19 protein-coding genes, 1 pseudogene and 1 CRISPR repeat array are annotated in these 25,164 nt (G+C 66.9%); of the genes and pseudogenes, 11 read left to right on the top strand and 9 right to left on the bottom strand.

Going from position 1 to position 25,164, the window contains the following annotated elements; genetic code table 11:
- Nucleotides 1–63: 63 nt before the first annotated feature.
- Complete coding sequence (locus tag ACZ5RK_RS12535; protein WP_464910299.1) at nucleotides 64–1,569, bottom strand: alkaline phosphatase; 1,506 nt, start codon at nucleotides 1,567–1,569, stop codon at nucleotides 64–66.
- A gap of 357 nt (nucleotides 1,570–1,926) precedes the next feature.
- Here ACZ5RK_RS12535 and ACZ5RK_RS12530 point away from each other — a divergent pair, with 357 nt between their 5' ends.
- Nucleotides 1,927–2,739 carry a hypothetical protein gene (locus tag ACZ5RK_RS12530; RefSeq protein ID WP_464910298.1) on the top strand — a complete coding sequence of 271 codons (813 nt, stop codon included), beginning with the start codon at nucleotides 1,927–1,929 and terminating at the stop codon, nucleotides 2,737–2,739.
- On the opposite strand, the gene ACZ5RK_RS12525 is transcribed toward ACZ5RK_RS12530, so the two are convergent.
- From ACZ5RK_RS12525 to ACZ5RK_RS12505, 5 genes are read right to left on the bottom strand one after another with little or no spacing between them, the layout of a single operon-like run.
- Complete coding sequence (locus ACZ5RK_RS12525) at nucleotides 2,690–3,487, bottom strand: ABC transporter permease (protein ID WP_464910297.1); 798 nt, start codon at nucleotides 3,485–3,487, stop codon at nucleotides 2,690–2,692. The two genes, ACZ5RK_RS12530 and ACZ5RK_RS12525, sit on opposite strands and share 50 nt — an antisense overlap.
- The gene (locus ACZ5RK_RS12520) at nucleotides 3,480–4,415 is read right to left on the bottom strand and encodes an ABC transporter permease (RefSeq protein WP_464910296.1); all 936 of its coding nucleotides are present in this window, start codon (nucleotides 4,413–4,415) and stop codon (nucleotides 3,480–3,482) included. Before ACZ5RK_RS12520 ends, ACZ5RK_RS12525 begins: the two co-directional genes overlap by 8 nt.
- Nucleotides 4,416–5,894: an ABC transporter substrate-binding protein gene (locus ACZ5RK_RS12515; RefSeq protein WP_464910295.1), complete on the bottom strand. Its 1,479-nt coding sequence runs from the start codon at nucleotides 5,892–5,894 to the stop codon at nucleotides 4,416–4,418.
- A gap of 52 nt (nucleotides 5,895–5,946) precedes the next feature.
- A complete protein-coding gene (locus tag ACZ5RK_RS12510; RefSeq protein ID WP_464910294.1) occupies nucleotides 5,947–7,104 on the bottom strand; it encodes a M20 family metallopeptidase in 1,158 nt (385 codons plus the stop codon).
- A 10-nt stretch (nucleotides 7,105–7,114) separates the two neighbouring features.
- The gene (locus tag ACZ5RK_RS12505; protein WP_464910293.1) at nucleotides 7,115–7,909 is read right to left on the bottom strand and encodes an SDR family NAD(P)-dependent oxidoreductase; all 795 of its coding nucleotides are present in this window, start codon (nucleotides 7,907–7,909) and stop codon (nucleotides 7,115–7,117) included.
- A gap of 155 nt (nucleotides 7,910–8,064) precedes the next feature.
- On the opposite strand from ACZ5RK_RS12505, the gene ACZ5RK_RS12500 reads away from it, so the two are divergent.
- The 8 genes and pseudogenes from ACZ5RK_RS12500 to ACZ5RK_RS12465 all read left to right on the top strand — a co-directional run.
- Nucleotides 8,065–10,173 carry an argonaute PAZ domain-containing protein gene (locus ACZ5RK_RS12500; RefSeq protein ID WP_464910292.1) on the top strand — a complete coding sequence of 703 codons (2,109 nt, stop codon included), beginning with the start codon at nucleotides 8,065–8,067 and terminating at the stop codon, nucleotides 10,171–10,173.
- 156 nt (nucleotides 10,174–10,329) lie between these two features.
- Entirely contained in the window at nucleotides 10,330–10,914 is a 585-nt protein-coding gene (locus ACZ5RK_RS12495) for a hypothetical protein (RefSeq protein WP_464910291.1), read from the top strand.
- 51 nt (nucleotides 10,915–10,965) lie between these two features.
- Nucleotides 10,966–11,394 (top strand): hypothetical protein, encoded by a 429-nt coding sequence (locus ACZ5RK_RS12490; protein ID WP_464910290.1) that lies wholly within the window; start codon nucleotides 10,966–10,968, stop codon nucleotides 11,392–11,394.
- A 10-nt stretch (nucleotides 11,395–11,404) separates the two neighbouring features.
- Nucleotides 11,405–11,845 (top strand): hypothetical protein, encoded by a 441-nt coding sequence (locus ACZ5RK_RS12485; protein ID WP_464910289.1) that lies wholly within the window; start codon nucleotides 11,405–11,407, stop codon nucleotides 11,843–11,845.
- Complete coding sequence (locus ACZ5RK_RS12480) at nucleotides 11,842–12,498, top strand: response regulator transcription factor (protein WP_464910288.1); 657 nt, start codon at nucleotides 11,842–11,844, stop codon at nucleotides 12,496–12,498. The genes ACZ5RK_RS12485 and ACZ5RK_RS12480 overlap by 4 nt, the downstream gene beginning before the upstream one ends.
- On the top strand, nucleotides 12,495–13,697 hold the full coding sequence (locus tag ACZ5RK_RS12475) for a sensor histidine kinase (RefSeq protein WP_464910287.1): 1,203 nt from the start codon (nucleotides 12,495–12,497) through the stop codon (nucleotides 13,695–13,697). Before ACZ5RK_RS12480 ends, ACZ5RK_RS12475 begins: the two co-directional genes overlap by 4 nt.
- A gap of 33 nt (nucleotides 13,698–13,730) precedes the next feature.
- On the top strand, nucleotides 13,731–15,101 hold the full coding sequence (locus ACZ5RK_RS12470) for a replication initiator protein A (RefSeq protein ID WP_464910286.1): 1,371 nt from the start codon (nucleotides 13,731–13,733) through the stop codon (nucleotides 15,099–15,101).
- A 577-nt stretch (nucleotides 15,102–15,678) separates the two neighbouring features.
- Nucleotides 15,679–16,371 (top strand): annotated as a pseudogene (locus ACZ5RK_RS12465) (transposase); the annotation flags it as partial.
- Between the two features lie 237 nt (nucleotides 16,372–16,608).
- Nucleotides 16,609–19,264: direct repeats of the CRISPR family, unit length 36 nt; unit sequence GTTTCAATCCTCTACGAGGCTAACAAGCTTTGCAAC.
- A gap of 239 nt (nucleotides 19,265–19,503) precedes the next feature.
- On the opposite strand, the gene cas2 reads toward ACZ5RK_RS12465, so the two are convergent.
- Genes cas2 through cas4 form a run of 3 tightly spaced genes read right to left on the bottom strand, consistent with a single transcriptional unit; the run spans nucleotide 19,504 to nucleotide 21,319 of the window.
- Nucleotides 19,504–19,788 carry a CRISPR-associated endonuclease Cas2 gene (cas2, locus tag ACZ5RK_RS12460; protein ID WP_464910285.1) on the bottom strand — a complete coding sequence of 95 codons (285 nt, stop codon included), beginning with the start codon at nucleotides 19,786–19,788 and terminating at the stop codon, nucleotides 19,504–19,506.
- A complete protein-coding gene (cas1, locus tag ACZ5RK_RS12455) occupies nucleotides 19,785–20,762 on the bottom strand; it encodes a CRISPR-associated endonuclease Cas1 (RefSeq protein ID WP_054647076.1) in 978 nt (325 codons plus the stop codon). Before cas1 ends, cas2 begins: the two co-directional genes overlap by 4 nt.
- Entirely contained in the window at nucleotides 20,753–21,319 is a 567-nt protein-coding gene (gene cas4 / locus ACZ5RK_RS12450) for a CRISPR-associated protein Cas4 (RefSeq protein WP_464910284.1), read from the bottom strand. The genes cas1 and cas4 overlap by 10 nt, the downstream gene beginning before the upstream one ends.
- Before the next feature lie 545 nt (nucleotides 21,320–21,864).
- Here cas4 and ACZ5RK_RS12445 point away from each other — a divergent pair.
- Both ACZ5RK_RS12445 and ACZ5RK_RS12440 read left to right on the top strand, forming a co-directional pair.
- Nucleotides 21,865–22,848 (top strand): helix-turn-helix transcriptional regulator, encoded by a 984-nt coding sequence (locus tag ACZ5RK_RS12445; RefSeq protein ID WP_054647074.1) that lies wholly within the window; start codon nucleotides 21,865–21,867, stop codon nucleotides 22,846–22,848.
- Between the two features lie 47 nt (nucleotides 22,849–22,895).
- On the top strand, nucleotides 22,896–25,163 hold the full coding sequence (locus ACZ5RK_RS12440; RefSeq protein WP_464910283.1) for a hypothetical protein: 2,268 nt from the start codon (nucleotides 22,896–22,898) through the stop codon (nucleotides 25,161–25,163).
- Nucleotide 25,164 lies beyond the last annotated feature (1 nt).

Raw genomic sequence — 25,164 nt, 5'->3', positions numbered from 1 at the left:
TGGGGGCAGAACCTACGCGAAAACCCCCGCCCGGGGCGGGGGGGAAGGAGGAGCCTCCGGCCTCTAGGCCCAGACGTCCTCGGGGTGGCGCATGCCCTGGGGCCTGGCCTTCAGGACCTCCAGGGCCTCCTCCTCGGACATCACCGGGTTCTGGTAGCGGATCCCCAGGGCCTCCCCCATGAGGCGGAAAACGTGGGTGTTGTCCACCAGGCCCAGGTTCACGAAGCGGAGGCCCTGGCCGTAGAGGAGGAGCACCACGGGGCTTGCCGTGTGCTGCCCCGAGGACCAGCCGATGTTGGGCCGGTCGGGCTTCTTGGCGTTCCTCTGGACCATGGCCCAGGCCATGGTGTTGTCGGGCTGGACCCCCTGGCGCACACCCTCGGGCCAGTACACCTTCTCCCGGATGGCCCGCACCACCATCTCCGCCTCCTGGTCCTGGAGGGCCACCCCCTTCATGGCCCGGAAGGCCTCCTTCACCTGGGCGGCGTCGGGGCTACCCCCGAGGGCCCGCCGCATCTGCTCGAAGCTGGCCCGCTGGGGCTCTAGGAGGTCCAGGCCGAGGGAGCTCTCCAGGTAGCTGCGGCCCGCCCCATACAGGCCGCCCACCCCGGTGGCGTGGTCGGAGACCAGGAGGAGAAGGGTGTCCGGGTGCTGGTCCACGAAGCCCGCCAGGAGGTCCAAGGTTTCGTCGGCGGCCAGGACGTCCCATAGGGTGGCCCCGGCGTCGTTCAAGTGGTTGGCGTGGTCGATCCGGCCCGCCTCCACCTGGAGAACGAAGCCCTGGCGGGCGGCGGCAAGGCGGGGCAGGGCCGCCTGGACCATCTCCTTGAGGCTCGGCACCTTGAGCCCCTGGAAGCGCCGGTCGATCTCATAGGGCACGTGGCTGTCCCAGAAAACGCCGAGGAGCTTGCTGGCGTTGGTCCGGGAAAGCTCCTCAGGGGTGCGCACCACCCCGTAGCCCCGCTGGGCGAAAAGAGCGTAGAGGTCTTTCTTGTCCTTCCGCTTCTCCGGGTTGAAGAACCGGTCCCCTCCCCCAAGGTAGACCTCGGCGCCGAAGTCCAGGTACTGCTCGGCGATCCTTTCCTCGGCGTTCCGGTCGGGGTTGGAGACCACGAAGCTCGCCGGGGTGGCGTGGGTGACGGTGGTGGTGGTCACCAGGCCCACCGCCTTCCCCGCCTCCTTGGCGGCGGCGAAGAAGGGTTTGAGGGGCGTGCCGTCGGCGTGGATGGCCAGGCCCCCGTTCACCGTCTTCACGCCGCAGGAAAGAGCGTTCCCGGCGGCGCTGGACTCGGTGACGTAGCTCGTCAGGCTGTAGGTGTTCACCAAGCCCGTGGGGTAGCGGGAGAGGAGCCTCTCCAGGGTCAAAACCCGCCCCTGGCGCCTGCGGGCGAAGGCCTGGGCGATGGCGTAATCCTCCCAGGAAAAGCCGTCGTAAACGAAGACGATGAGGTTCCGGTACCTCCGCCCGAGAGCGGGCTGGTTCTGCGGCGCTCCCTGGGCCACACCCCTGGGCAAAAGGGCCAGGGTCCCCGCCGCCAAACCGCCTTTCAGGATATCCCTGCGCTTCATCCCTCACCTCCAGGTTCCATCCTGAAGGGCCCCTGTCAGGGGAGCGTCAGGGGTGGGCGTGGCCGGCCCCGGCCGTCGGCGTGAGAGGTGTTCCCCAGGGGAAAGCCGGTGGGAGAGGCCAAAGGCGGCCAAGATCCCGCCCACACACCCCCTACCGCACCCCGAATTAATCCTGGTATTCGCCCTGGGACTCGGGTGCGCTCTTCGGGCACACGCGCATGATACCGCGAGACGACCGCCCACCATGCTATGTCCGCCTCCGGCAAACGTGGGGAAGTCCATGTGTCCCCGGTCTGAAGACCGGAGGATTATTCTTTTCTCTAAGGGCGGCCGGAACCCATCCGTGGAGGTCGAGGAATGGAGTGCGCCGAACCGAAAGCCGCGGCCGGAGGCCACCTCGGGCTAAAGCTTCGCCTCCTCTGGCGGGAGGGGCTGGGAGTGGACCTCCTCCTGGTCCTTTTCCCCTTGGTCTTCTTCCTACTCTTCGCCTGGGTGGACAAGGACCTCGCCCTCATTTGGGCCGCCAGCTTCCTCTTCACCCGGGCGGTCCACTCCTCCTCTTCCCCGCGCCCCTCTTTTTCCCTGGCGGAAAGGCTCGCCCTCGCCCTCCGCCTCCTCCCCGCCCGGGGCGTGCGGGGCGTGGTCCTGGGGAGGCCCAAGGGGGGCCTCCGCCCCGCCCTGGCCTACGACCTGGAGGGGAGGAGGCTCGCCTTCTGGAGGGTGCCCGAGGAGGCGGCGGAGGACCTCCCCGCCCTCCTCTGGGCCGCCCTCCGGGAAGCGAGGCCCGAAAGGCCCCCCGAGGCCCCGCTCTGCCCCGGGGCCCTGGCCGTCCCCTGGGGGGTGGCCACCCTGTACCTCTGCCCGCCGGGGCCGGGGAGGCCTCCCGGGGCCACGGGGCTTTGGTGGGCGGAGCCCCGCCTCCTCCGGGTTGGGGCGCGGGGGCTTTGGGTGGAGGAGCCCTTTTCCCTGGGCCTCCTTCCCCGGGTTCTGGAGGACCCGGAGCGGCTTGGGCGCCTCCTCCGCCCGCCCCTCCCCCCGGGGGTGGCCCGGAGGCTCCTCGAGGCCCCCGTGAGCGAGGAGATGGCGTCCCTCCTCGGCCTTTTCCTGGAGAGAAGCCCCCTCAGCGCCTGGGGTCCAGCAGGTCCCGGAGGCCGTCCCCCAGGAGGTTGAAGCCGAGGACGGCCAAGGAAAGGGCCAGGCCCGGCACCAGGGCCGGGTAGGGGGAAAGGGAGAGGAAGCTTTGCGCCTCGCGGAGCATCCGCCCGAGGCTGGGGTCGGGGGGCTGGACCCCCAGGCCCAGGTAGGAGAGGGCGGCCTCGGCCAGGAGGGCGGCGGCGAAGGCCAGGCTGGCCTGGACCAGGAGGGGGCCCAGAAGGTTGGGGAGGAGGTGGCGGAGGAGGATCCTTCCCCTGGAGGCCCCCAGGGCCAAGGCCGCCTCCACGAAGGGCGCCGCCCTCAGGCTTAAGGCGCCCGCCCGGGCCACCCGGAAGAAGGCGGGGACCATGGAGAGGCCCACGGCCAGCATGCTGCTCGGGGCTCCCGGGCCCATAAGCGCGGCCAAGAGGAGGGCCAGGAGGAGGGCGGGGAGGGCGTAGAGGGTCTCCATGAGGAGGCCCAGGGCCCCGTCCCAAAGCCCCCCCAGGTACCCGGCCAGAAGGCCCAGGGCCACCCCCAGGGAAAACCCCACCCCCACGGCGAGGCTTCCCACCAGGAGGGCGTTTTTGGCCCCGTGGAGGAGGCGGGCCAGGAGGTCGCGGCCGAAGGGGTCCGTGCCCAGGGGGTGCCCGGGGGAGGGAGGCTCGAGGCGGTTCAGGAAGTCGGGGGCGTTGGGGTCCACGGGATAGAGCAAGGAAGCCAGGGCCATGAGGAGAAAGAGGCCCACGAGGAGGCCGCCCAGGAAAAGGCTCGGGCTACGCATACTCCACCCGGGGGTCCAGGAGGCCGTAGAGGAGGTCCACGGCCAGGTTGAAGAGGACGATGAGGGCCGCCATGACCAGGACGAGGCCCTGCAGAAGGGGGTAGTCGCGGGCCTCGAGGGCGGTGAGGGCGAGGCTCCCCAGGCCGGGCAGGGCGAAGACCGCCTCCACGATGACCGCCCCCGTGAGCAGGAACCCCCCTTCCAGGCCCAGGAGGGTGACCAGGGGAAGGCTGGCAGGCCTCAGGGCGTGCTTCCAGAGAACCCGGGCCTCGGGGACCCCCTTGGCCCGGGCGGTGCGGATGTAGTCCTGGGAGAGGACCTCCAAGAGGCTTCCCCGGGCCATGCGGAAGAGGATGGCCGCCCGGGAAAGGGCCAGGGTGAGGGCGGGGAGGAGGAGGTGGCGGAGGGCCTGCCCGGGGTCCTGCCAGCCCGGGAAGCCGCTCGCCGGGAGGAGGGGAAGGTGGACCGCCAGGGCGTAGAGGAGGACCACCCCCAGGAAGAAGGTGGGGAGGGACTGCAGGAAGCCCATGAGGCCGCTCAAGGCCAGGTCCAGGGGCCCACGGCCCACGGCGAGGAGGGCGAGGGGCAGGGCCAGGAAAAGCGCCCCCCCAAGCCCGAGGAGGACGAGGGCCAGGGTGAGGGGAAGCCTCTCCCCCACCAGCTCCGCCACGGGCTTCCCGTAGCGGATGGACCAGCCGAGGTCCAGCCGGGAAAGGCCCCCAAGCCAGCCGAGGTAGCGCTCCAGGGGGGGCCGGTCCAGGCCCAGGGAGCGCTCCAGGGCGGCGCGGGCCTCGGGGGAGGCCTCGAGGCCCAGGATGGCCTGCACGGGGTCCCCCGGGAGCAAGAGGAGGAAGGCGAAGACCAGGCTGCTGGCCAGCCAAAGGGTGGCCAAGGCCAAGAGGAGGCGCCTTGCGAGGAACCCCCCCATCTACCGCGCCAGGTAGACCCGGGTCACGTTGAGGCTCGGGGTGGGCTGGTTGGGCCACCAGCCCATGACCTCCCTGCGCATGGCCGCCAGGTAGGGGGCGTTCATGACCCAGACGTTCACCGCATCCTGGGCCAGGAGGCGTTGCATCTCCTTCATGAGGTCGCAGGCCTTCCTCGGGTCGGGGGTGCGCAGGTACTGGGCGTAGAGTTCCCGGAACCTGGGGGAGTCGTAGCGGAAGTAGTAGTTCGGGTTGGCGTAGATCCCGATGTCGTTGGGCTCGGAGTGGCCGATGATGGTCATCTGGTAGTCCGCCCCCCTAAAGACCCGGGAGAGCCAGGTGGCCCATTCCACCACCTCCAGCCTGGCCTGCACGCCCACCTGGGCCAGCATGCCGGCCATGGCCTCGCCGATGCGGCGCTCGTAGGGGTAGGGGGCCGCCAAGGTGAAGGTGAAGCGCAAGGGGTTGCCGGGCCCGTACCCCGCCTCCTGCAACAGGGCCCGGGCCCGGGCGGGGTCGTAGGGGTAAAACCCCGAGAGGTCCACGTAACAACTCTCCCCGGGGGAACGGTGGCTCCCGATGGGGGTGCCAAAGCCCAGCATCACCCCCTCCACCAGGGCCTTCTTGTCCACGGCGTGCTGGATGGCCCGCCGCACCCTTGGGTCGTTGAAGGGCGGGCGGCCGTTGTTCATGCCCACGGTGATCTCGGTGGTGGTGAAGCCGGTGACCACCTTGAAGTTGGGGTCCCTCTGCAGGACCAGGGCGTTCTCCGGGCTCACCCCCAGGCCGATGACGTGGAGGTCCCCGGCCCGGAGGGCGGCGAGCTGGGCGTTCGGATCGGGGAGGAAGCGGAAGAAGACCCGGTCCAGATAAGGGAGGCCGGGCTCGTAGTAGCCGTCAAACCGTTCCAGCCGCACCCCCACCCCCCGCTCCCAGGCCACGAAGCGGAAGGGTCCGGTGCCCACGGGCTGGGTCTTTTGCTCCTCCACCCGGCCCTTGGGCCCGATCACGGAATCGGGGCGGGCCAGGTTGAAGAGGAAGTCCTGGTTGGGCTGGCGCAGGCGGAAGACCACGGTGTAGGGGTCTTTGGCCTCCACGCTCCCGATGTCCTGGTAGTACTCCGGGTGGGTGTGGCCGGACCTGGGGTCTTTGGCCCGGCGGAACTTGAAGAGCACGTCCTCGGCGGTGAAGGGGCTCCCGTCGTGGAACCGCACCCCCTTCCTGAGGTAAAAGGTCCAGGTGAGCCCCGAGGGGCTTCCCTCCCACCTTGCCGCCAGGGCGGGGACGATCTCCCCCTTCTCGTTGAACTTCACCAGGCCCTGGAGGACGTTGTCGTAAAGCATCCTAGGGATCTCCTGGCTGGTGGAGGCCGTGGGGTCCAGCACCGGGGGCTCGGCCAAAACGGCCACCCTCAGCTCCCCGCCCCGGGTCTGGGCCAGGGCCAGGCCCAAAAGCAGCACCAAAGCCGAAAGCTTGCGCATCTCCCTCCTCCTTTCCGGCCACTTTACCACGCCGTGGAAGCGTGGAAGGGCCTCAGTCCAGGTAGAGCACCGCCAGGGCCGCGTAGACCCGGGCGGCCCGGACCACCTCCTCCAGGTCCACCCACTCGTCCACCTGGTGGGGAAGGGTCTTCCGCCCGGGCCCCATGACCACCACGGGAAGCCCGGCCCAGGCCCGGAGGAAGGTGCCGTCCGTGGCCCCCGGGACCCCCCCGTGCCGCACGGGAAGGCCGAGGAGCCTCAGGGCCTCCTCCGCCGCCTGGACCAGGGGGTCCTCCTTGGGGGTCTCCACGGGGGGGCGGTCCTCCAGCACCTCCACCCCTACCCCGGCGAGGGCGGCGAGCTCCCCCACCAGGGCGGCGTGGTCCACCCCGGGAGTGGTGCGCACGTCCAGGGAGAGCTCGGCCACGGCGGGGATGACGTTGAGCTGCCCCTCCCCCGCCGTGGCCAGGAGGCGGGTGGGGGTGAGGTAGGGCGGGCCCAGGTAGGGATGGGGGAAGCGCTCCTGCAGGCGCTTTTCCACCTCCTTTAGCTCCAGGACGAAGCGGGCCGCCTTGGGGATGGGGTTCTCCCCGGCGTAGGGCATGGCCCCGTGGGCCATCCTTCCCGGGAAGCGAAGGCGGAGGCGCAGGGCCCCCTTCTGAAAGAGGCAGACCTCCATCTCCTCGGGCTCGGCCACCAAGGCCCCCCGGAAGCCCCGGGCGAGGCCCGCCCTCACGAAGACCTTCACCCCCAGCATCATCCCCTCCTCGTCCGCCAGGGCGGCGAGGCGCAGGGGGCGGGGTAGCTTCCCCAGGGCCCGCTTCACCGCCAGCAGGGCCCCCACCAGGGCGGCCAGGCCCCCCTTCATGTCGCAGGCCCCCCGGCCAAAAAGCCTCCCTCCCTCCACCACCCCCTCGTAAGGGGGGTGGCGCCAGAGGGCCTCGTCCCCGGGGGTGACCACGTTGGTGTGGCCTTCCAGGAGGAGGCCCCCCTCCCCTTCCCCCAGGTCCGCCACCAGGTTGGGCCGCCCGGGGGCCGCCTCCTGGCGGAAGGCCTTAAGGCCCCGCTCCTTCAGGTAGTCATCCAGGAAGTCCACCACGCCCTTCTCCCCCGGCCCGGGGTAGTGGCTGGGGATCCGCACCAAGGCCCTGAGGAGGTCCACCACCTCCCTTTCCTCCACCGCCTCCGCCGCCAAGAGGGCCCTCTCCATATCCTCACCTTCAGAGAGGCGGGGTGAAACGGCCGTCCACCGCCGTCCAGCCCCCGTCCACCAGGAAGAGGGTCCCAGTGATGTAGCTCGAGGCGGGGGAGGCCAGGAAGACCACCGCCATGGCCACCTCCTCGGGCCTGCCCCAGCGGCCCAAGGCCGTCTTCTCGGCGTAGGCCCGGTACCACTCGGGATGGGCCTTGATGGGGGCGGTGAGGGGGGTCTCGATGGGCCCGGGGGCCACGGCGTTGGCCCGCACCCCATAGGGCCCGAGCTCCGCGGCCAGGGCGCGGACCACCTGGAGGACCCCCGCCTTGGTGGCGGCGTAGACCCCCTGGCCGGGCTCCACCACCAGGGCCCGGATGGAGGCCAGGGCGATGAGGCTTCCCCCACCCCGCTCCCGCATGGCCCGCCCCCCGGCCCGAAGGAGGCGGAGGGTGGCCTTGAGGTTCAGGTCTACCACCCGGTCCACCTCCTCGTCGGTGTACTCCAGGAGGGGCTTGCGGACGTTGATGGCCGGGGTGGAAACCAGGGCGTCCAGGCGGCCGTAGCGCCCCAGGGTAAAGGCCACCGCCCGCTCCCCGGCCCCCGGCTCCGTCACGTCCAAGGCCAGGGCCTCCGCCTCCCCCCCGGCCTCCCGGATGGCCTTCAGGGCGGCCTCGAGGCCCCCCTCGTCCCGGTCCGCCAGCACCACCTTGGCGCCAAAGGCCGAAAGCGCCTCCGCCGAAGCCCGGCCGATGCCCGAGGCCGCCCCCACCACCAGCACTCCCTGGCCCGCAAGGTCCAGCATTGCCCGGTAGCGTTCCATTTGTTCCTACCTTAACGCATCTCGGGGGGTTCTGCGTCAAGGGGGGTGCCCGCGGTCCGGCTCACGGGCGAAGCCCGTATCCTGAGGCCCAGACCTCCCCCTTTTCACGCCCCCGGAATCCGGATGGGACAGGGCACGAGGGTACAATAAACCCAATGAAGGGCAGGCGGGTTTATCTCAACCGCTTCCTCCTGAGGCCCCTAGAAGGGGGAGAGCGCAAGCCTCTTTTCCTGGAGGTGCGCTTTGACCCCATCCCCCCCCGGGAGGAGAACCCCTACCGCCTCCTGGGAAGGGTGGCGGGCCAGGTGGGGGACCTGGTCATCCCGTGGACCGGGGGCCTCCTGGCCTGGTCCCCGCCCCACCTGCAAGAGGGGGAAGTCAGGGGTCTCGAGGGGACCTATCACTTCACCCTCCGCCCCGCGGGGGGGGTCCTCCTGGACCCCTCCAGACCCCAGGACCGGGAAGCCCTCTCCCGGCTGGCTCAGAAGCGCCTGGAGGTGGGACTGCAGAGATTCTACGCGCGCCGGTACGAGGTGGAGGGGAACCTGCTCCTGGGGAAGGAGGTCCACGCGGGAGAAGGGTGGAAGGTCCACCGGGGGTCCTACCTCAGGGCCTTAGTGGACGCTGAGGGTCGGCTTTTCCTGGAGCTGGACATCACTCACCGCATCCTGCCCACCCTCACCCTGGAAGAGTGGCTTGCCCGGAATCCCACGCCCAGGAGGGTCCGGAACGCCTACCCCACCCGGTGGGGAAGACGGCAGACCTGGGAGCTGGTGGCCATAGAGGAGGGGCTTGCCCCCAGAGAGGTGAGCGTGGGAGGGGTGAACCTTTTGGACTACCACGTCCAGAGGGGTAGGATAGCTCACGAGGGGCAAGCGGGAAGGGTGGTCAGGGTGCGCGACGAGAGGGGGCAGGAGGTGTTCCACCTGGCAGGTCTCCTCCAACCGGTACTCACCCTGGAAGACCTTTCCGAACTCGGCTACGACGGGGCCCTGAACCTACAGATCCCGCCCCAGGACCGGCTTTCACTCACCGCGGGGACCGCAAGGAGCGTGGCCCGGGGCGTTTTTCAGGTACCGGACCCCAAACCCCTGGAGGTTTTCGCCCACCCCCTCCCCCAACCCCAGCTCAAGGCCGGGGGCGGCCAGAGGATCCGCAAGCCAGCCGACGCCCTCCGTAAGGGGGTCCTTTTGGGGCAAGGCGCCAAGGTGGGACTTTTGGTGGTGGACGGAGCCCCCTTCTGGCCCGACCTCCTCAGAAGGGCTCTCGTGGATATGGGCCGCGCCAGCGGGGTCAACCTGGAGCCGGTGGCGCCCATAGGAGTGGCGAGAAGGGACCTCCTGACCCTGGACCTGGCCGCCGCCCTGGACCATCTCGCCCGTGAGGTGGGGGTGGCCGCCCTCCTGGTACAGACCCCACCCCTCTCCCCGAACGAGCGCAACGGCCTTAAGCGGGCTTGCCTCCAGCGAGGGCTCCCCAGCCAGTTCTTCAACCCCCCTTTGTCGGAACACAAACTGGACAACGTCCTCCTCGGCCTGGCGAGCAAGCTGGGGTGGAGGGTGATGGCCCTGGAGGGGGTTTACCCAGCGGAGCTCGCCATCGGTTTTGACGCCGGTGCGGACGGGTCCCGGAGCCTCCGGTACGGAGGAGCGGCCTGCGCGGTGACCGCCGATGGCGGGCTCCTCGCGTGGATCCTCCCAGAGGCGCAGAAGGGGGAGAAGATCCACGGGGAAGTGGTCTGGGGCATGGTGCGGGAGGCCCTCCTGGCCTTCCGACGAAGGGCGGGCAGATGGCCCTCCCACGTGCTCCTCCTCCGGGACGGCAAAACCCAAAGACAGGAGTTTGACCTAGCCCTTCGGGAACTCGCCAGGGTGGGAATCGGCTACGACCTGGTCTCCGTGCGCAAAAGCGGTGGGGGCAGGATCTACCCGCAGCAGGGGGAGAGGCTCACGGACGGCCTCTACGTGCCCCTGCCCGATTCGGAGGGCAGGGCTGCCTTCCTCCTCCTCACCGCCTACCCCGGAGAAGGGAGGATGGGGGGCACACCCCGCCCCTTGAAAGTGGTGCACGAGGCGGGGTCCACCCCGGTGGAGGAACTGGCCCGGCAGATCTACCACCTGTCTCGCCTTTACCCGCCCAGCGGTTACCGTTTCCCCAGCCTGCCCGCCCCCCTCCACCTGGCGGACCGCCTGGTCCGGGAGGTGGGCAGGATCGGCCTCAGCTCACTCCAAGGCCTGGACAGGGAGAAGCTCTTCTTCGTCTGAAGGCATCCTGGGCCGGGTGCCCCGTTTTGGCCTTCGCCGGAGGGGAGGCCCTAAGGCGCCGGGCCCGGACCCCTTTTCCACCGTCTTCCCACACAAAGGGACTACCCTTGTGGACGCCCCTGGGGATGGAAGACCCCAAGGGGCGAAGGAGGAAACATGAAGAAGCAGATGCTCCACTTTCTGACCGCCTCGGCGCTCTTGGCCCTTCCGGTGTTGGCCCAGCCCGCCCCTCCGCCCCCCGGTGGCCCGGGGATGGCTCCGCCCCCGATGGCCACACCCTACGACTACCGCGAGGCGGAGAAGGCCCAGCGGGAGATCCGCCGGGCGCAGTACCTGGCCGGCATCGTGGGCCAGGCGCCCCTCAAGGGGGAGGCCGACGCCCTGTTGCGGCGGGCCCAGCAGGAGTACCAGGCCCAGGCCTACTTCCGGGCCAAGGAGCTGGCCAAAGCCGCCGGGAAAGTCTATGAGGCCCTGCGCTTCCAGGAGGTGGCCCCCTGGCAAGCGGCCCCCTATGGCCCTAAGGATCGGAAGGCCTACGAGGCCCCTTACCGCGCCCAGGAGGCCATCGCCCGCGCGGAGTACGAGGCCAGCTACTACCGGGTGAACCAGCCCTTGGTAGGCAGGCTAATCTCCGAGGCCAAGCGCTTGCTGGCCTCGGGGAGCGACCTGGCACGGGCGGAGGCGGCCCGCCTCCTGGCGGACGCGGCCCGGCACCTCATCAAGGCCGAACGCGGGTTCTAGTCCTCTGGCCTCGAGGGGGGAAATCCCCCCCTCGCTTTTTTGGGAGGTCTTATGCGCAAGCTTCTGCTCTTGGGAACGGGGATTTTTGCCCTGACGGCCTGCGTGCCCTACCCTGACCCCAAACCCCGGTTCTGGGGACCCAAGGAGGCGGAGTTTCTCGCCCACACCCTAGAAGCCCTGCTCCTCCTCGGCCTGGTGGTCGGCCTGGGGGTGCTCGCCACCTGGTGGCTGGCGGGCCGTGGCCGCCAGGGGTGGGCCGGGGGCGCCCTTCGCCTGCCCTCGCGCAGGGAAGGTCCCTTGGTGTCGCGGCTCGTGGCCCTGCGGCAGCAGGCCAGCACCCTGCCCCCAGAAAAGGCCGAACGGGTGAGGGCCTTGGTGGTGGAGGCCTGGGAGGCCTGGGGCCAGGGGGAGGTGGCGCGGGCGGAAGCCCTGGCCGCCCGGGCTGAGGCGCTGGTGGACCTGTTACGCGAGGAGCCCTAAAATGCCGGGTGTGGTGCTTGCCCTTCTCCTCCTCTCCGCCTGGGCCTGGGGGCAAGCACCCCGCCCCCTCAGCCCCGAAGAGGCTTTCGGTGTGGTCAGGGCGTACCTGGGCCAGGGTAACTTGGAGCAAATCTACAAGTTTGAGTACGGCCTAAAGCGGAAAGAGGGGTGGCTGGTCTACGAGTTTCAACTGCCCGGGGTGGAGGTCTGGCTGGAGGCCGGTAGCCGGCGGGTGGTGCTGTACCGGCCCAAGAAGCCGCCCAAGCACCTGGCCGAGCCCCACATCCCCTTTCCCAAGGCCCTGGGGCTGGTGCGGGCCCGATACGGGGAGCCCTGGAAGCTGGAGCTGAAGCCCAAGCCCAAGGAGGGGGTCTTGGTCTGGGAGGCCAAGGGGCCTTTCGGCGAGGTCTGGCTGGAGGCGGCCACGGGAAAGGAGGTGCTCCGGCGGTGAGGCTCCTCCTGGTGGAGGACGAACCGGAGGTGCTCCGCCTCCTGCGGGAGGTCCTGGAGGAAGCGGGCTGGGCCGTGGACGAGGCCACCGGGGTCGCCGAGGCCTTGGGACTTCTGGAAGGCTTTCCCTACGACCTTCTGGTACTGGACCTGGCCCTGCCCGACGGGGACGGCCTCGAGGTCCTCCGCTCCGTCCGCCTGCGGAAGATGTCCCTGCCCGTGCTCATCCTCACCGCCCGGGACGCCCCGGAGGCCCGGGTCCTGGGGCTGGAACAGGGGGCCGACGACTACCTGGTCAAGCCCTTCTACCCGCAGGAGGTGGTGGCCCGGGCTCGAGCCCTCCTGCGGCGAAGCCGGGGCCTGGCCGAGAACTGGCTGCGCCTGGGGCGCCTGGAGCTGGACATAGAGGGGCGCCGGGCCTTCTGGCAGGGCCAGGAGGTGCGGCTATCCGCCCGCGAGTACGCCCTCCTGGAAGCCCTGGCCCTGCGGGGGGAGGGGTTTTGCCCCCGGGAGTACCTGGTGGAAAAGGTCTGGAGCGGGGAGGAGAGCGTGGACCCGCGCACCGTGGACACCTACATCAAGTACCTTCGCCGCAAACTGGCCCCCGATGCCATCGAGACCGTGCGCGGGCTGGGGTACCGCTTCCTGGGATGAGCCTGCGCACCCGCTTCGCCCTCTACGCCGCCCTCGCGGTAGCCCTGGCCCTGGGGGTCTCGGCCCTGGCCCTCAGGGAGGGTCTGCGGGCCTTTCTCTTGAGCCAGGCCGACCGGGAGCTCAGGGCCCTGCTCCAGGCGGTGGTTCCGCGCCTGCTTCCCGACGAGGAAGGGACGCTGCGCCTGGACCTGGACGGGGCGCTTTTCTCCTCCCTGAAGCCGGACACCCTCGTGCTGGTGGTGGGCCCGGAAGGGGTCCAGGACGCGGCGGGCCTGCTCCCTTCCCCGGGGGAGCTGGAGGCCTTGGCCCAGGGGAAGGCCGAGGGCTACCTCATACGGGAACAACCGGTGGGCGGGGTCCGGGTGTTGGCGGCGCGCCGGCTGGAAGGGATGCGCCAGGTGGTGGCCCTCCTGGACCGGCTGCTGCCCTGGGTCCTTCTCCTGGGAGGTGGGGTGGCGGTGCTCCTGGCCCTGGGGCTCGCCACCCAGGCCCTGGTCCCCCTGGCCCGGACCACCCGGGCCGCCTTAGCCCTGGCGAAAGAGCAGGCCTGGAGCCACCGGCTGCCCACCCCCCCTAACCCGGACGAGGTGGGGAAGGTGGTGCAGGCCTTCAACCGGGTTCTGGAGGTCCTGGAGCAAGCCCTGGCCTCCGAGCGACGCTTCGCCCAGGAGGCCGCCCACGCCCTGCGCACCCCCCTGACCGTGCTCCTGGGCCACCTGGAGCGGGGGCGCCTGGAGGAGGCCCGAACCCAGGCCGAGCGTCTGCGGGAGCTGGTGGAACAGCTCCTCCTGCTGGCCCGGGCGGAGGTGGACGCCTTGGCGCGGGCCCCGGTGGAGCTGGACACCCTGGTCTTCACCGAGGCCGAGGCCCTGCGCCCGGCCTTCCAGGCCAGGGGGTTGCGGCTACTGGTGGACCTCCCCGAAGAACCCACCCGCGTCCTGGCCAACCCCCAGGCCCTCGGGGCGATAGTGGTGGCCCTGCTGGAAAACGCCCTGCGGCACACCGCCAAAGGAGGAAGCGTGCGGGTGGGGGTGAGGGGGAGCCACCTCTGGGTACACAACGCCCCCAGCCACCCCGAACCGGGCACGGGCCTCGGCCTGCGGCTGGCCAAGGCCCTGGCCCAGGCCCAGGGGGGGAGCCTACAGGCGGTGGAGGAGGGGGAGGGCTTCCTGGTGACCCTAGGCTTCAGCGAGCCCTAGGCCCCTCCCGCCCGCGCTAGACTGGGGGGCAGGATGGCCTCCAAGAAGGACCCACCCAAGCCCACCCTGGCCAAGCCCCGCCACTTTGACGAGGCCAACGTGGCCCGCCTGGGCCTCATCTCCATCCAGGAGCGCATCCCCGAGGGCTACGCCTCCTGGGAGGAGGAGTTTGAGTTTCTGGGGAAGCCCGTGAAGTTGGCCTGCTACGCCAGCGAGAAGGTGGGGGGCGTGCCCCACGGCCTGGACAACGAGGTCTCCCTGGCCCTCATCGCCCTCTACTTCAACGCCGGCAGCCCCGAGGACGGCACCTTCACCGCCACCCCCTACCAGATCCTCAAGCTCATGGGCCTGGACACCTCGGGCTACTACTACAACGCCCTCAAGGAGAGCCTGATGCGCCTTACCACCGCCACCTACGTCCTTTCCGAGGCCTGGCGGGAGAACGGGCGCTGGCAGAGCGTCACCTTTCGCTACATAGAGAAGCTGGAGTACACCAGCTCGCCCCAGGGAAAGCTGGACCGTTCCAGCGTCCTCCGCATCACCCTGGCCAAGGAGATCGTCCGCTCCCTGAAGAACCAGTACGTGAAGCCCATAGACATAGAGTTCATGGCCAGCCTGAGAAGGCCCCTGAGCCGGGCCCTCTACCGCCTTCTGGACGCCCAGCGCTTCTCCCCGGAGAACCCCTCTCCCCTACCCCGGTTTGAGGTGAACCTCATGGAGTGGGCCGCCGCCTGCAAGATCGTCCACAAGCGGCCCGACAAGGTGCGGCGCACCCTCGAGCCCGCCCACCAGGAGCTTCTGGAGCGGCGCTACCTCCAGTCGGTGGAGTACGTGGGCCGGGGCCAGAACCAAACCGTGGTCTACGTCTTCGGCGAGGAAGCGGGCTCCGTCCCCGACGCGGAAGCGGTGGAGCTCCTGATGGCCGAGGGGCTTTCCTTCACCTCCGCCTACTCCCTGGCCCGCCGCTACTCCCTGGAGCACATCCGGGCGCGGGTGGAGCGTTTCAGGGCCATCCTGGCCTCGGGCTACAAGCCCAAAAATCGCCTGGGCTTCCTTGTGGATGTGATCCGGGACGAGAGCGGCAAGTACGCCCAGGCCCTCCCTTCCCCTAACGCTCGCAGGACCCAGGCCCGCCTGGAGGAGGAGGAGGCCAGGCGGGTGGAGGAGGAGGCGGAGCGGGAGTGGCAGAGCCTGCCCAAGGACGCCCGGGTGCGCCGTGCCCTGCAGGTGGCCCAGCTGGTCCTGCGCTCCCGGGTGAGCGTGGGAGAGCTGGAGGACCTGGCCCGCCTCATGGAGGAAGACGTCCTGGACCCCAAAGCCCTGGTGGAGGAGCTGAAAGAGGCCTCGGCCAGGGGAACCCTGGAGGAGTGGCTGGACTCCTTCCGGAATCGCTTGGGGGAGTAGGTATCGGAAGACTTGGGGCGTGGCCCTAGGCCCCGAGGGGTTCCCTGCCAGAAAAGGCCATCCCGAAGGGCCTTTTAGCCCCTGCCCCGGTATCGGAAGACTTGGGGAGTTGGGGCCTTGGGGTATCGGAAGACTTGGGGAGTTTGCGCCTCCCCCCTATCGGAAGACTTGGGGAGTTGATATCGGAAGACTTGGGGAGTTCTATCGGAAGACTTGGGGAGTTGGGGCCTTGGGGTATCGGAAGACTTGGGGAGTTGGTATCGGAAGACTTGGGGAGTTCTATCGGAAGACTTGGGGAGTTCGCAGAGCCCATTTGCGTCCCCCACGGGCCTGGCCTGCCCCGGCCCCCGCCCCCTGTTGATGATCATCATTTATTCAAAAGATCTTCTTAATGATCAACTAAGGGAAGTCAACATCACCGCAGGATAAACCGGAATCAATTCAGATTATTCCGAAACTTCCCGGTAACCTGGACTACAACTTGATTTTCCTCGCACCTATCGGCTCATGCTCGTGTGGTTGAGGGTTGGAGCCGTCTTGTGCCAAGCTTTGTTACCGTTCATCCTCCCTCCGCAGGGCCGCGGAGGAGCGCCACGGGACCGACCGCCACGACGCCCTCCCCCTCCCCCGCTACGCCCGGGTCTACCACGCCGAGCTCCGGGCCTACACCCTCCCCCCAGAAGCCCTCCGGGAGCTCAGGGCCCTGGTGGGCTACCGGGAGGACTTAGCCGGGCGGGAGCGGGCCATCCTGAACCAGATGGAGGCGGTGGAGTGGGCGGGGAGTGAGGGGGTCCTCGCCCTCCTCCAGAGGGAGCTGGCCTGCGTGAGGGGGCTCCTTGGGGAGGTGGAGGCCAGGGTCCAGGCCCTCCTGGCCACCCTCCCTGAGGCGGAGGTGCTGATGGGCCTGCCCGGGGTGGGGCCCCAGGTGGCGGCGGCGGTGCTGGCCCTCCTGCCCCCGGAGCTCTGGGGCCGGGCGAAGGCGGCGGCCTCCTACGCGGGGCTCATTCCCGAGCGGGAGGAGTCGGGGAAGAGCGTGGAGAGGAGCCGGCTCTCCAGGAAAGGGCCTCCTCTCTTGCGGCGGAAGCTTTACATGGGGGCCCTGGTGGCGGTGCGGCACGACCCGGAGATGCGGGCCTTCTACCACCGCCTGCTCTCGCGGGGAAAGAGGAAGAAGCAGGCCTTGGTGGCTGTGGCCCACAAGCTCCTCAGGCGGATGATGGGGAGGCTCAGGGAGTACTACGCCGGTCGGTGGGCCCAGGGGGTGGCTTGACGTTCAAGACAGTATCAATCCCCTTACGGGGCTAAGTGGTTTGCAACTCTACCCCATTGAGAACTTCGTCCTGGACGGGGTTCCGGGAGGGGAGGTTTGTGAGAAAGATGAAGTCTGGAATATGCGTGGGGCGAATAACGGGGGTTTTTCGGGGTTTCTGCCGTCCAGAACTCACAGCAAGAGGAGAGATGAGAAGAGGAAAACGCATACTGCCCATCCCCTGGCAGGCTCTGCTGGGTTTCAATCCTCTACGAGGCTAACAAGCTTTGCAACTCCTCTCGGGCTACGCTGGCGCTCAAAACCGCCTGGTTTCAATCCTCTACGAGGCTAACAAGCTTTGCAACCCCTGGCCGGGATGGGGTTTTTGGTGCGGTCCCTCCTGTTTCAATCCTCTACGAGGCTAACAAGCTTTGCAACACCCAGGAGGTCTTCGCCCTGGCGTGGCGGTGGTGGGTTTCAATCCTCTACGAGGCTAACAAGCTTTGCAACCGTGAGCCTCCCGGGCTTCAGGAGGACCGCGTCCCGGTTTCAATCCTCTACGAGGCTAACAAGCTTTGCAACTAAGGACGGCATAGGCAGGGCGGCCCGCCTTGCCATGTTTCAATCCTCTACGAGGCTAACAAGCTTTGCAACTGGGCGTGGGGCAAACTCAACCGTGGGGTCGCTTGTGTTTCAATCCTCTACGAGGCTAACAAGCTTTGCAACTGGTGTTCACCCCCAAGTACCGCATGGCAAGGTCGGGGGTTTCAATCCTCTACGAGGCTAACAAGCTTTGCAACGTCTACGTGGGAAGGCCCACCCGCTTCGGCAACCCGGTTTCAATCCTCTACGAGGCTAACAAGCTTTGCAACCTTCAAGGAGTCCCCCTCGCCCACATCCTCCTTGGTCAGTTTCAATCCTCTACGAGGCTAACAAGCTTTGCAACCACCTCCAGCGCCTCCACCCGCTCCCGAAGCTCCTTGTTTCAATCCTCTACGAGGCTAACAAGCTTTGCAACGGGGGTGGTCTGCTGATGGAGTGGAAAAACGTCCTGGTTTCAATCCTCTACGAGGCTAACAAGCTTTGCAACTCTGGCAGGCCCGGGCTTACGGGCTCCTCCAACCCCTGTTTCAATCCTCTACGAGGCTAACAAGCTTTGCAACGCGAGATAGCCCAGGGCATCCAGGAGGGGCTGACCGCGTTTCAATCCTCTACGAGGCTAACAAGCTTTGCAACTCTGGTGTCCGCCCTGTCCGGGAGCACGAGCTCCACGTTTCAATCCTCTACGAGGCTAACAAGCTTTGCAACCTGCCCGCAAGGCCCCCGCCATGCGCCAGGACCTCCTCGAGTTTCAATCCTCTACGAGGCTAACAAGCTTTGCAACCGGTGGCCGCCAGGATGCCTTCCACATTCCCCTCAGCGATGTTTCAATCCTCTACGAGGCTAACAAGCTTTGCAACGCGAAGCTCCCCACGGGTTCCGTGGAGCGGTCCGGGTTTCAATCCTCTACGAGGCTAACAAGCTTTGCAACTTCCTCCGGGGGCAGGTTTCCCACCTTAGGCCTATTCGTTTCAATCCTCTACGAGGCTAACAAGCTTTGCAACTTCCTCCGGGGGCAGGTTTCCCACCTTAGGCCTATTCGTTTCAATCCTCTACGAGGCTAACAAGCTTTGCAACCCACGGCGGCGGTAGCTCCCTTCTGGGCGTCCTCCCAGTTTCAATCCTCTACGAGGCTAACAAGCTTTGCAACCACCTCCAGCGCCTCCACCCGCTCCCGAAGCTCCTTGTTTCAATCCTCTACGAGGCTAACAAGCTTTGCAACGGGGGTGGTCTGCTGATGGAGTGGAAAGACGTCCTGGTTTCAATCCTCTACGAGGCTAACAAGCTTTGCAACTCCGGGCCAGGCGATCCCGTATTTCCGCCACATCCCGGGTTTCAATCCTCTACGAGGCTAACAAGCTTTGCAACCCCTGGCCGGGATGGGGTTTTTGGTGCGGTCCCTCCTGTTTCAATCCTCTACGAGGCTAACAAGCTTTGCAACACCCAGGAGGTCTTCGCCCTGGCGTGGCGGTGGTGGGTTTCAATCCTCTACGAGGCTAACAAGCTTTGCAACCGTGAGCCTCCCGGGCTTCAGGAGGACCGCGTCCCGGTTTCAATCCTCTACGAGGCTAACAAGCTTTGCAACTAAGGACGGCATAGGCAGGGCGGCCCGCCTTGCCATGTTTCAATCCTCTACGAGGCTAACAAGCTTTGCAACTGGGCGTGGGGCAAACTCAACCGTGGGGTCGCTTGTGTTTCAATCCTCTACGAGGCTAACAAGCTTTGCAACTGGTGTTCACCCCCAAGTACCGCATGGCAAGGTCGGGGGTTTCAATCCTCTACGAGGCTAACAAGCTTTGCAACGTCTACGTGGGAAGGCCCACCCGCTTCGGCAACCCGGTTTCAATCCTCTACGAGGCTAACAAGCTTTGCAACCTTCAAGGAGTCCCCCTCGCCCACATCCTCCTTGGTCAGTTTCAATCCTCTACGAGGCTAACAAGCTTTGCAACATCCCCAGGAGGCCGAGCTCCCGGGCGGCCCGCACCGCGTTTCAATCCTCTACGAGGCTAACAAGCTTTGCAACCGGCTTTAGCGCCGAGCAGGTCATACCGCTCCTCCGGTTTCAATCCTCTACGAGGCTAACAAGCTTTGCAACGTCACCCAGATGATGCGAGGTGCGGTCGGTGGGATTGTTTCAATCCTCTACGAGGCTAACAAGCTTTGCAACCCCTTTACCGCGCCCTCGGCGCGTTGCGGGAGGCGTTATGTTTCAATCCTCTACGAGGCTAACAAGCTTTGCAACCGCCTTCAGGCATGGGGGGAGGGCGGATGATGGGCGGTTTCAATCCTCTACGAGGCTAACAAGCTTTGCAACGGCCCCCTCCAGAAAGCGGCTCCAGGCGGGGGATCTTGAGGCCATTTTCGCACGCGGGAGGATTATGCGTCAACGTGTAGGAGGAAGGCTTGAGGGAAAAGGGTGTTTTCCCCGTCCTAGAGCGGTGCGAGCGCGACGAGGGAGAGGAGGTGGGTATGCGCATCCAAGAAAAGACCTTCCAGATAGCGGAAACCCCCGGTTTGACACCAGGAGTTTGCATAAGGTGGCCTTCGCGCTCGCTAGACGAAGTCGGGATCCTCAAGGCGCTTCAACCCCTCGTGGCCGATGCGCCAGGTGCGTCCCACCGCCTCTGGGGGCAAGAAGTACACCGCCAAAACGTCCTCCTCCTGGTTGACCAGGGCTTCCAGCTTGCCCTTGAGGTGGGCCCACTGCTCCCGGGTCAATCGGGCTTCAAACACGGAGTACTGCCGCCTTTCACCAAAGCCTTTTAGCAGCTTAGCAAGCCGCGCCCGGCGACGGTCGTCAGGAGTATCGTAGGCGATGACCAGGTACAGTTCCCTCATCGCACCGCAAAGGGCTCGTAGCGGGGAAGCTCCCCTAAAAGGTGCTTGACCAGGATCCGGACTTGGGCTAAGAGGATTTCGCGATAGGCCAGGCGCTTTCTCAGAAGGGGGTGCTGTACCCGCTCGTTTAGTCGCTCTTCCCAAGCCCTCAAGAACTTGGGCCACGCCTCTTTCCGTAGACGGGGGAAACCTTCGCTGTCGTCAAAGTCCTCGAGGGTCACCCGGCGGTTGTTGAGAAGGCTTAGAACCACCGAGTCCGCGAGGACGCTCCGGAACTCCTCCATCAGGTCCAACGCCAACGAGGGGCGGCCGTAGCGCACCTCGTGGAGGTAGCCCACATAAGGGTCAAGCCCGGCCACGAGGAGGGCGCTTTCACACTCCTTGGCGAGGAGGGTGTAGGCCAGGGAGAGAAGGCTGTTGGCCGGGTCCCGGGGTGGGCGGCGGCTCCGCTCCCCAAAGGCGAACCCCTCCGGCAAAAGTTCCGCAAAGGCCCGGAAGTAGAGGTCGGCAGCCCGGCCCTCAGCGCCCCTTAGCGCCTCCTCATCTTGGGCGCGCTCGGCTTCTAGAAGAGTTTCCTTGAGCCTTTCCCAGCCCTCGGCCCCATTGCGCCTTAGGAAGACGAGGCCATTTCGGATCTTCCCCAAAACGAAGCGCTGGGCCAGGGTGAGCTTCCACGTAGGCTCCAGGTGGGCTTTGAACTGGGCTACCCGAGCAGGAGCGTTCTTGGACAGGGTACGGGTGAGGCCCGCGTAGTAGGTCCCGGTGGGGGAGAGGTAGTGGATACCGACGCCCTCTTGGGCGCAGTGCTTGAGGAGGGCTGGGGTTACCACCGCGTTGCCCAGGATCACGATCTCCTCCACCGTGATGAGGGGTTTTTGCAGGAGCACCTCCCGCCCAGCCCGCCGGGACACCTTGAGGGTTCCCCCCTCCTTGGAAAGGTAGGCTTCATTTTCCAGGATGTAGACTACGCCCATCCCACCCCTCCCTTCCGCCACAGCTCGGGCTGGCAGGCGCCCCGCACGCTACACCCCTCGCACTTGGAGGGGGGAACGTCTACCCTTGGGAGGCGAGGGCTTTGGAGAAGGGCCCGCATTCGGGCTACAGCCGCCTCCACGGCGTGAAAGAGCTCCGGGGTGAAAACCACTTCCCGGCGGGTGTGGCTTTTGTGGTAGTAGACGAACCCCCTCTGGGCCTCAATACCCCTGGATTCTCGGAGACAAAGGGCCTGGGCGGCAAGCTGCACGGCATCGGAGAGGTAGGCCTCTTCCTTGGCCCGGCCCAGCTTGTACTCCACGGGACAGGCCTCCCCCCGCCGCCACTCCAGCCGATCCACCACCCCAAGAAGCCCAAGCCGGTCCGACCACACCCAAAGCCCGCTCTCCTCCCCCGGCTCGGTGTAGGCCCTTGTGTGGAGGTAGTGGCCCTCGATCAGGTGGTGGTTGGTGTGCACCTCTCCCAGGACGTACTCCAGATAGAAGCGCCGGGGGCAGTAGACCACCGTGTTCACCTTGGAGAGGGGTAGGTATTCCATGGCTTCCCCATGGCCCATGCCTTAGACCTACCCCAGGGGCGTCACGCCCTTAGGTGACGCCGGCCTGTCACCGAGAGGGGTGACCAAAAGCCTCTAGGTTGGCGCTTTGGAGGTGAGCCTTGCGCTTACGGTGCACTTTGACCCTTCTTGTTTTGGGACTGGCCGCCCGCAACGGTGGTAGGTACAACGCCAGCGGCACCTGGGAAGGTGTGGCCACGAACCGGAACTATCCCTATGACGCTATGACCACGCGCTTTATCCTCCACGACCAGGGCGGAGTTCTTTCCGGTTCCCACTACGCCCTCTTTAGACGTTGGGTGGGTGTACGTGGGGGAAGTCCGGGGTACCCGCTCGAGCCAGGAGGCCAGCTGGCGCGTGGATGCCCCTAACGGCTGCTTCCCTCTCTCGGGCCCGCGTTCAGAGCTCGGGCTTTTCCTATGGGAAGGGCCCCTTGGTCTAAAAGATGGCGGCGCTTCTGGGGGAAGGGCGGTAAGCCGGGTGACCTTTGAGGGAAGAAGGGGTTTGTGGTAGAATGGGGCCAACCTATGGAAAGCCGCCTACCGGATTTCCTTCGCCTGCTTAGGGAAAACTCCAAAGGGCTTCCCGTGCGGGAGATCGCTGCCCGGCTCAGAGTGAGGCGGCAGAGCGTTTACCGCTTGAGGGACAAGGCCCAAAGCCTCGGGGTGTGGGTGGAAACCCATGGAGAAAACCCCGAGGTCCCCCCGGGGTGGATGCGCCTCGAGGCTCCCTTGGAAGTGACCCTCCGCCTTACCCTCGAGGAGGCCGAGGCCTTAAGGGCCGCGGTGGAGCGGGTGGCGCACCTTACCCCCTTGGCCAGTAGGGCTTTGGAGCACTTGGCCCTCAAAGCTCTCCCCTCCACGGGGAAAGGGTGGCAGGAACCCGTGGTCTACACCCCGCTCGTGGACGAGTACCCTGAGTGGCTTTTTGAGCGGGCGGTGCGGGCCATCAGGGAGCGGCGGACCTGCCAGGTCACTTACAAGAACGCCAAGGGGGAGGTCAAGACCTACCGCTTTGACCCCTACGCCCTCATCGCCCGGGACCCCCACCTCTACCTGGTGGGGGCCAACCACAACTCCCGGCGGGCGGGGCACGACCCCGTGAAGGACCTTAGGCTGGACCAGATTCTGGACCTCCGGCTTACTCGCGAGCGTTTTAGGAAGCCCCGCTTTGACGTGAGGGCCTATGCGCAAAGCCGCTTCCGGGCCTTTGCCGGGGAAGGCCCTCCCGTGCGGGTCCGGGTGCGCTTTAGTCCCGAGAAGGCGGGCTTCATCCGCCGGACCCGCCGCCACCCCACCCAGGTGGTGGAGGACCTCCCCGACGGGAGCGTGGTCTGGCAGGTGGAGGTGCCCCTCTCCGAGGACCTGGTGCACCTCATCGCGGGCTACGGCCCCCACGCCACCGTGCTGGAGCCCGAGGAGCTGAGGCGGCGGGTGGTGGCGTGGGCGAAGGGGGCGGTGGCGGCAAACGAGGGCGTTTTGTCACCGGAAGGGGTGACGGGGCTGGGTTAACCTGGCCTGGGGTTAGGATGGAGCGGGTAATGGTGCAAGCTTCTACCGTGGCTAGGGCCAAGCGGCTTGTGGCCGATGTGCGTTTCGGCGAGGCTTTTAGGGAAGCCCTTTTGGCCTATAAAGAGGTGCTTGCCGACCCGGAGTTTGGGGCCTTCCTGGAGCGGATAGAGCCCCGGCTTATACGCTACCTGCGTGTGGCGCCTGGGGATTCGCAAGCCCTCTCTCCCAAGGGCAAGGACCTGCTCCTGTACCTCCATCCCTTGCCCGGTGAGCGCCAGATGCGGGCGGCCTACGAGGTGGCCCTCGAGGGCTTCCTGGACCACCTGGAGGCCCAGGGTTACCCCGTGGTGGAGCGGGGTACAGGCTGGGTGAAGGTGTACGTCAGCCCTAAGGCCCCGCCCTTGGACCTCGAGGGGTCCTGGAAGGCCTACATAGAGGCAGCCTTTAGCCTGGAAGGGCTTTCGGCCAGGCTTCTTCCCCTCCTGAACTCCGTGCGGCTAGCCGGGCAGGGCATCAGCGCCCCCAAGGTGCCCGTACCCACCCTGGAAGCCCGGGATTTCCTCGCCGCCTGGTACCTCGCCAACCTGCTTTCCGTCAAAGAGCGCCTAGCCTGGCGGGATCAGGAGATACGCCGCCTAGAGGAGGAGGTTTCCCGCCTTCCTGAGGGTGCGGAGAGGTCCAGGAAGCTCCGGGAGCTGGAAAAGCAGCGGCGGAAACAGGAGAAGGAGCTTGGGAAATACGGGGAGGCGCTTCGGAAGAAGTGGAAAAAAATCGTCCAAGAGGAGAAGGAAAGGGCCGAAAAGCGGCGTAAGCTGGAGGAACGGTTGCAAAGGGCCAAGCCCAAGGACAGGCCCCGCCTTGAGAACGAGCTCCGGGCCCTCGAGCCTCCCCTCGCCCAGTGGGCCCTGGAGGGTCTGGAACAGGCCAAGGAGGACCCCGGGCGGCTTTGGACGTGGCTGGACCCGGAAAGCCCTGAGGCTCCCGGGGCGATCCAGAGGCTTAAGCCGTACCTGGGGCGCTTCGGCCCTTTGGCCAAAGGGCAGCTCAACACCCCCGCGGGCGACAAGTTTACCAAAATCCTCGAGGAGCTCCTCCGCCTCCTCAGCCTTTCGTCCCCTGATGTGGAGGTGCCGCCTCCGGTTTCCGAAACCCCCTTTACCTTGGACCTAAGGGAGCCGGGGGATAAAGCCGATGTCTGTTACGGGTGCGGGCGCCCCCTGGATAAGGGCAAGCTCAAGGCCAGCAAGCTGGTGTTCGCCCGCCCGAGCCAGCGCCTGCAAAGCGGAAGCGTCCAGGAAGAGCCCTGGGTCTGCCCTTCCTGCGCCGCCCTTGCTCTCCTTTCCCCCATCAAACCCGGGGAGGGGAGCGTCTTGGTGCGGGTGGGAAGCTATGGGGCTCCGGAGGCGGCCAAGCACTTCGCCCGCCTCCTGGTTACGGGGACCCTGCACGTGGCGGCTGGGCGCTACCTGCTCCTGAATAGCCCACAGGTGGGGGGAAAGCCCTTGGCCCAAGCCTTGGGCCGCGTGGTCTACGCCCTCCAGGCCTTGGGGCAAGAGGCAAACCCTAAGGTCCTGGAGCGCTTTCCCTTCTACCTTGTGGAGGGCGCGCAAGAAATCCCCCTTCCCCCTAGAGCGCTCTGGCTTTCCCACGTCCTGCAAAGGGCCTTTGCCTCCCGGCCGGATGAGGGCGGTAAGGTCAACCGCCCCCTGGGGGAAGCCCTGCGCTACGCCCTGAGCGACCTTCCCTGGCACGCCCTGTACACCTTGGCGCGGCGCTATGGCCGGGTGGCCGATCGGTTTTCGCTGGAGGATGGCCTGATGCGGTATGCGGGCCTTTTGGAAAAGGAGGTGGGCATGAAGGAAAACGTGGAGCTTTCCCAACGCTTCCGGGACGTGGCCGGCCTCACCGGGCTTCTCAGCGCCTGGGTGGGGTACGTGGAGGGCCAGGTGGGCCGGAACACCCAGGAAGCCAAACGGGCGGTGGTGAAGCTTCTGGACAACCTAGAGCGCCCCGGGGACTTCCTGTACGTGGCCGCCTACCACCTGGACAGCACCCAGGCCCGGCTTTACGAGGTGGGCGGGGCTTTCTTCTACAAGGAGGCCAAGCGGCTCCTCCAGGAGGCGGGGGCCAGGGTGCAGGAGGCGGAGGAAGGCTCGGGCCGCTTCCTGGCCGTCTCCCAGGACGACCTCCACCAGGTTTACACGCACCTGGCGGCGCGCTATCCGGGCAAGGCCTGGGAAGGGTTTATCTACGAGGTCCGCCTGAGCTTGGCCTCGAGGTTCCCCCAGTACATCCGGATGGAGAAGGAGGGTTAGG

Source organism: Thermus kawarayensis JCM 12314 (assembly GCF_055393575.1).
The sequence above is the reverse complement of the archived record's forward strand: the minus strand, read 5'-3'. Positions and strand labels throughout refer to the sequence as shown.

Coding starts and splice junctions, on each gene's coding strand:
- ACZ5RK_RS12535 (WP_464910299.1), bottom strand. CDS start 1,569: ATGAAGCGCAGGGATATCCTGAAAGGCGGTTTGGCGGCGGGGACCCTG.
- ACZ5RK_RS12530 (WP_464910298.1), top strand. CDS start 1,927: ATGGAGTGCGCCGAACCGAAAGCCGCGGCCGGAGGCCACCTCGGGCTA.
- ACZ5RK_RS12525 (WP_464910297.1), bottom strand. CDS start 3,487: ATGCGTAGCCCGAGCCTTTTCCTGGGCGGCCTCCTCGTGGGCCTCTTT.
- ACZ5RK_RS12520 (WP_464910296.1), bottom strand. CDS start 4,415: ATGGGGGGGTTCCTCGCAAGGCGCCTCCTCTTGGCCTTGGCCACCCTT.
- ACZ5RK_RS12515 (WP_464910295.1), bottom strand. CDS start 5,894: ATGCGCAAGCTTTCGGCTTTGGTGCTGCTTTTGGGCCTGGCCCTGGCC.
- ACZ5RK_RS12510 (WP_464910294.1), bottom strand. CDS start 7,104: ATGGAGAGGGCCCTCTTGGCGGCGGAGGCGGTGGAGGAAAGGGAGGTG.
- ACZ5RK_RS12505 (WP_464910293.1), bottom strand. CDS start 7,909: ATGGAACGCTACCGGGCAATGCTGGACCTTGCGGGCCAGGGAGTGCTG.
- ACZ5RK_RS12500 (WP_464910292.1), top strand. CDS start 8,065: ATGAAGGGCAGGCGGGTTTATCTCAACCGCTTCCTCCTGAGGCCCCTA.
- ACZ5RK_RS12495 (WP_464910291.1), top strand. CDS start 10,330: ATGAAGAAGCAGATGCTCCACTTTCTGACCGCCTCGGCGCTCTTGGCC.
- ACZ5RK_RS12490 (WP_464910290.1), top strand. CDS start 10,966: ATGCGCAAGCTTCTGCTCTTGGGAACGGGGATTTTTGCCCTGACGGCC.
- ACZ5RK_RS12475 (WP_464910287.1), top strand. CDS start 12,495: ATGAGCCTGCGCACCCGCTTCGCCCTCTACGCCGCCCTCGCGGTAGCC.
- ACZ5RK_RS12470 (WP_464910286.1), top strand. CDS start 13,731: ATGGCCTCCAAGAAGGACCCACCCAAGCCCACCCTGGCCAAGCCCCGC.
- cas2 (WP_464910285.1), bottom strand. CDS start 19,788: ATGAGGGAACTGTACCTGGTCATCGCCTACGATACTCCTGACGACCGT.
- cas1 (WP_054647076.1), bottom strand. CDS start 20,762: ATGGGCGTAGTCTACATCCTGGAAAATGAAGCCTACCTTTCCAAGGAG.
- cas4 (WP_464910284.1), bottom strand. CDS start 21,319: ATGGAATACCTACCCCTCTCCAAGGTGAACACGGTGGTCTACTGCCCC.
- ACZ5RK_RS12445 (WP_054647074.1), top strand. CDS start 21,865: ATGGAAAGCCGCCTACCGGATTTCCTTCGCCTGCTTAGGGAAAACTCC.